Source organism: Elusimicrobiota bacterium, from assembly GCA_026388095.1.
GTDB lineage: Bacteria > Elusimicrobiota > Elusimicrobia > UBA1565 > UBA9628 > UBA9628.
In genome coordinates this window covers 60,158-64,849 of the sequence record JAPLKL010000039.1, presented here as the reverse complement: position 1 = coordinate 64,849, position 4,692 = coordinate 60,158, and the positions used below count along the sequence as shown (strand labels likewise).

General features: G+C 62.9%; 5 protein-coding genes. 3 read left to right on the top strand and 2 right to left on the bottom strand.

Annotated features, from left to right (window positions below):
* Window positions 1-266 precede the first annotated feature (266 nt).
* Both NTY77_08760 and NTY77_08755 read right to left on the bottom strand, forming a co-directional pair.
* On the bottom strand, window positions 267-551 hold the full coding sequence (locus NTY77_08760; protein ID MCX5795568.1) for a hypothetical protein: 285 nt from the start codon (window positions 549-551) through the stop codon (window positions 267-269).
* A 145-nt stretch (window positions 552-696) separates the two neighbouring features.
* Window positions 697-1,725 carry an integron integrase gene (locus tag NTY77_08755; protein ID MCX5795567.1) on the bottom strand — a complete coding sequence of 343 codons (1,029 nt, stop codon included), beginning with the start codon at window positions 1,723-1,725 and terminating at the stop codon, window positions 697-699.
* 323 nt (window positions 1,726-2,048) lie between these two features.
* On the opposite strand from NTY77_08755, the gene NTY77_08750 reads away from it, so the two are divergent.
* The 3 genes from NTY77_08750 (at window position 2,049) to NTY77_08740 (ending at window position 4,362) form a co-directional block, all read left to right on the top strand.
* Window positions 2,049-2,537 carry a hypothetical protein gene (locus NTY77_08750; protein ID MCX5795566.1) on the top strand — a complete coding sequence of 163 codons (489 nt, stop codon included), beginning with the start codon at window positions 2,049-2,051 and terminating at the stop codon, window positions 2,535-2,537.
* A gap of 25 nt (window positions 2,538-2,562) precedes the next feature.
* Complete coding sequence (locus tag NTY77_08745; protein ID MCX5795565.1) at window positions 2,563-3,252, top strand: J domain-containing protein; 690 nt, start codon at window positions 2,563-2,565, stop codon at window positions 3,250-3,252.
* Between the two features lie 66 nt (window positions 3,253-3,318).
* Window positions 3,319-4,362: a hypothetical protein gene (locus NTY77_08740; protein MCX5795564.1), complete on the top strand. Its 1,044-nt coding sequence runs from the start codon at window positions 3,319-3,321 to the stop codon at window positions 4,360-4,362.
* The last annotated feature ends 330 nt before the right edge of the window (window positions 4,363-4,692 follow it).

Below are 4,692 nucleotides of genomic sequence, written 5' to 3'. Positions count from 1 at the left end.
TGCGTAATCTCCCTTCCCGCGTTCGACCAATTCAGCGAATTCGGCCAACTGATGCGGCAACGAGTGGATTAACTTCTCCCTTTTCAGGTGTTGCTGAACTCGTCCTTTCTTCATGTCGTTGTCGTCTAATACTGCCTAACGCCGGGGTTTGCGGCGCGCGCTATGCGCGGGCCGCAAAGGCTACCCCCACGTCGGCGTTCCGCGCTTGCGCGCGGCCGCAATACCCGATGTTAGACCGTACTCTTTTCATGTGATGTCGCTGTTTCCTATTTTGCAGTTGAATTTGGTGCCGTTTGGGTCGTTGAAATTTTGTGCTTCAACTGTTGCCATAGCCAATGACAAAGGAAGGCGTATGCACTGTTAATTGATGCCGCTGAGATCACCATTACGTAAATGAAGCTCTTTCCCACTCGCGGGCCTGGGAACAGCCAAAGCGCAATTGCAAACCCAAAATCAATGGAAAATCGGTAGACCCACCTAGCCGTGAGGAGGAAAGCCACAATGGCGATTGCCTGCCAGATGCGGCTGATATTCTTTTCGTTGTCTTTCATCTAAATCGGTCTAACTATAGAGTCACCTGACTAGGTAGCACGGCCGTCGAAACGGCCGTCAATGGAGATTGTATCTCTGCCGTCTACCTTTAGCAACGGAAAAGAAGCTCCAGTTTCTGTGATATCTTGCGGGCCACGCAAGGTATCACGGCGAGCCCTCTCTCCAACCCAGCGCCATCCGGTCCGCAGGGCTCACTACCGCCTGGCCGCCCCGCTGAGGCACATGCGTGTAGATCATCGTGGTCTCCAGTTCCCAATGCCCTAGCAGTTCCTGTACGGTCCGGATGTCGTACCCGTCCTCAATCATGTGCGTGGCGAAGCTGTGGCGCAGCGAATGACAGGTTGCCGGCTTGCTGATGCCCGACCTTACTCGCGCCTCCTTAAAAGCCCTCTGGAGCACGGTCTCATGAAGATGATTGCGCCGCCGCTCGCTGGTCCGGCTGTCCTCGTCATGGCTTTTGCCCGGGAAGACCCATTGCCAGCCCCAGTCCTTGGCCGTGCCGGCGCATTGCCGGTCCATGGCATCGGGCAACGTCACGCGGCCCAAGCCCTCCAGCAGGTCCGCGTCGTGCTGTCGCCGGACTTTTTCCAGCTGCTTTTGCAAAGGCTCCTGCGCCGCGGACGGGAGTATGGTCCACCGGTCCTTGCCGCCCTTTCCGCCCCAGACCCATATCCGATTCTGGCCGAAGTCCAGGTCCTTGACCCTCAGGCTGCAGCACTCCGAAACTCGCAGCCCCGCGCCATAGAGCAGCATGGCCATGAGCCGCGGGACCCCGTCCATGCAGTTCAGCACCGCCCGCACCTCCTCGCGGGTAGGCACCACGGGCAGGGTGCGGGGCCGCTTGGCGCGCACCACCCCGTTGAGCATGCCGATCTTCTTGTCCAGGACCTGCCGGAAGAGGAACAAGAGGGCGTTCAAGGCCTGGTTTTGAGTCGAGGCGCTCACCCCGGCTGTGGCCAAATCAGACAGGAATCGGCCTATCTCGGCCTCTCCCAGGTCCTCGGGCCGCGCGCCGGCCTGGCGGCGCAGGAAGCGCTTGGCCCAGCCCACATAGGATCTCTCGGTCCCCCGGCTTAGATGTCGGGTGCGCATCGCGGCGCGCAGCCTCTCCAGGAACGGGGCCGTCTCGAAGCTCGGCCCAAGGGCCGGGGCCGGCCTGAGCCCCGGAGCCACCAGGACCTGCTCTCCGGCGAAGAGCTTGATGAGCCGGGCCACAGCTTGGCCGTCATAGGGGACGGTCCAGAACTTCTCCTCCTCGTGCCACCACCTGTCGGCAACGGTCCTGATCTTGTCCACGCGTTCGGGCGAGTATGGGAAGAGCACCTTGAGCCTGCCCTGCCCGCCCGGCCTTATCCGGATCGGTTCCATGAGAGCACCCCCACTCTACATACGAGGCAGGCGGCGGAAAGTTCCCTGACGCATCGCGGCATTCTTGGCTCCGCGTATTGTAAGATACCGATCGAGGGAGCCCGCGACCGCAAGGGGCGAGAAACGAGTTGAGCGAATTCGAAATACCGACGGCGACGCAGGACCTGCCCGCGCCAGGCCCCAAGGCGATCAAGGTCTTCTACCTTCTCGCCCCGCTTTGGTTCCTGGTGGAGTGGCTGTTCTGGCCGGGGTTCCGGGCCGGACCCGTGGTCGGGCATTCGCCACTGGCCCTGCTGGCGTTCTACGCCATGGAAACCGCCATCGGCGCGGCCTATTGGGCCGGGTCCGCATACGCCGAAAAGATCGCCACCCTGGAGAATCTTGTCTATCTCACCGCGATCATCATCCGGGTCTTTTTGGGCCCGCTCAGGATATTCCTGGCCGTGAATTCCTCACCGGCCCAAGCCGACAGCATGGCCACCGAGTACGTCGCCGCGATGCCCGGAGAATTGTTCTCGGCCGCCCAACTCGTGTTCTTCGTCTATCGGGCGTGGTACGGGGAGGCCTTGCGCGCGGCGTTCCGCGGCCCCCCCGGCCCGCTGCGGACGAGGAGATAGGCCGCCCGCCATCCGCGGGATTTTCATGCCTCAAGCACCCGGAAGCCGGCTGGACCGCTGCGAGGCGTTGTTCATCCTCGGCCTCGACGAGGCCGCGACGCCGGACCAGATCCGGACCGCTTACCGGGCTCTCTGCCACCAGCTCCACCCGGACCACTTCCAGGATCCGTCAAGACGCGCCGAGACCGCGCTCGCTTTCCTGCGCGTCCGGGACGCCTACGAATACTTCAAGGAGAACGGGCACCAGGTCCGCGCTGAAGCCGGCCCTGCTCCCGAGGCCGGCAAGCCGTGGGAGCCCGACCCGGAGATGGAGGAATGGCTCCGCGTCCTGAGAGCGCGGCACCGGGAGAGCCGGCCCTTCTATGGCCTTCAGAGATGGCTTTTGTGGTGCTGGCTCGTGGCGGCGGTGAGCGCCATCGTCCTTGCGGTGGTGAAAAGCGGCTCCCCCGTGCTCGATGTTTGGGGCTGGCTGTCTTCGATCTCCATGTGCTTTCTTCCGTTGGGCATGTTCACGCTCTGGCAGGACAACAGCCCGGAGGATATGGAGCGCATGTCTCGATTCCTGCGCAGGTTCGGCTCGCCCATCCTGCTGGCCCTGCTCTTGGGCGGTCTCGCCGCGCTGAGAGACGACCATTTCACGATCTTCGTAGGCTGCTGCTTCGCCGCTTTTGGCTTCTTGACTCTGATGGTCACGGACTGGCTGTCTCAATTCTGAGTCCCAGCCAGGCGGGTCCTTTGTATTATAATTTCCGGCAGGTCACCTGACCTGGAGACGAATCGAATGATTGAGTCTTTCGACGCCGCGCCATGCGAAGGCGCCACCCTCGCGGATCTTTCGTCCGATAATATCCGGCGTTTCGTGAGCGTGGCGCGGGGACGCGGCTTCCCCCTGGCTGAGGACGCGGCCCCGCAGGCCGTGCTCGATCGACTGGGCTTGGCCCCGCAAGGCCGGCCTTCCCATGCGGCAGTGCTCCTGTTCGGCCACGAGCCTCAGCGCTTCCTCAGCTCATCCGGGATCAGGTGCACGCAGTTCGAAGGGACGGTCGCGGAGAAGCCCATCGCCTCCCAGCAGGTCTGCGAGGGAACGGTATTCGAATCCATGGACCAGGCGATGTATTTCGTCCTGTCCAGGATCAGCGGCCCGGCGCCGTACGAGCTCCCTCTGGAAGCGGTGCGCGAGGCCATCGGCAACGCGGTGGCGCATCGAAATTACGCGGTCAGCGCCAGCGTGCTGGTGACGCTTTTTTCCGACCGGCTTGAGGTCTGGAACGTGGGCGAACTGCCCCCTTCCCTGACTTTGGCCCACCTGCGCCAGGCCCATAGCTCCCTGCCGGCCAATCCCTTGCTGGCCGAAGCGCTCTACCTGACCACCTACAGGGCGGCCAAGGGCACCGGCACCTGCGACATGATAGAGCTTTGCCGCAAGGCCGGCCTGCCGGAGCCGGAGTTCAAGCTCGAAGACCGCGGCTTCATGGCCATCCTGCGCCGCGCAAAGGCGCCCGTGCCCGCCCCTGTTGGGGATGAAGACGAAGGGCAGACCGCTCCACCGGCCTCTCCCCCGACCGCTCCGCCAGCGACTCCGAGGCCGTCGGTCGATCCGCAGGTGCTGGCCCTTGTCCGCCTGTTGGGGAAGGCCGGCGCTTTGGGAACAGCCGAGATCATCAAGCGCCTCGGTCTCAAGAGCCGCAGCGACCTGCACGAGCGATTCCTGCGCCCTGCCTTGGCGGCCAGCCTCATCGAACCGACCATCCCGGACAAGCCCAACAGCCGCCTCCAACAGTACCGTCTCACAGCCAAAGGGGCGGCCTTAGCCGCGTCCCTGTAGCGCCACGACTGTACGGTCTACTGTACGGTTTGACTGTACGGCGACTGTACGGTCGACTGTACTGTACGGTTGACTGTACGGTGACTGTACGGTCGACTGTACTGTAAAAAAATCCAGCAAAATACGATGTAATCGACTGTACGGCAAAAAAGTGGGCAGCCCAAGTGGGCGCCCACTTGGGGGAAGTGGGCGCCCACTTCGCGCCCACTCAGTCACCCCATGGGGTGCCATTTTTCGTCCGGATCAAAGTCGTGATATAAGGCCACCCCAACGGAACAGCGGGCCCCCTGCGAGGGGGCCCGCTGGACTCCGCGCCTGCGGCGCGGAGTT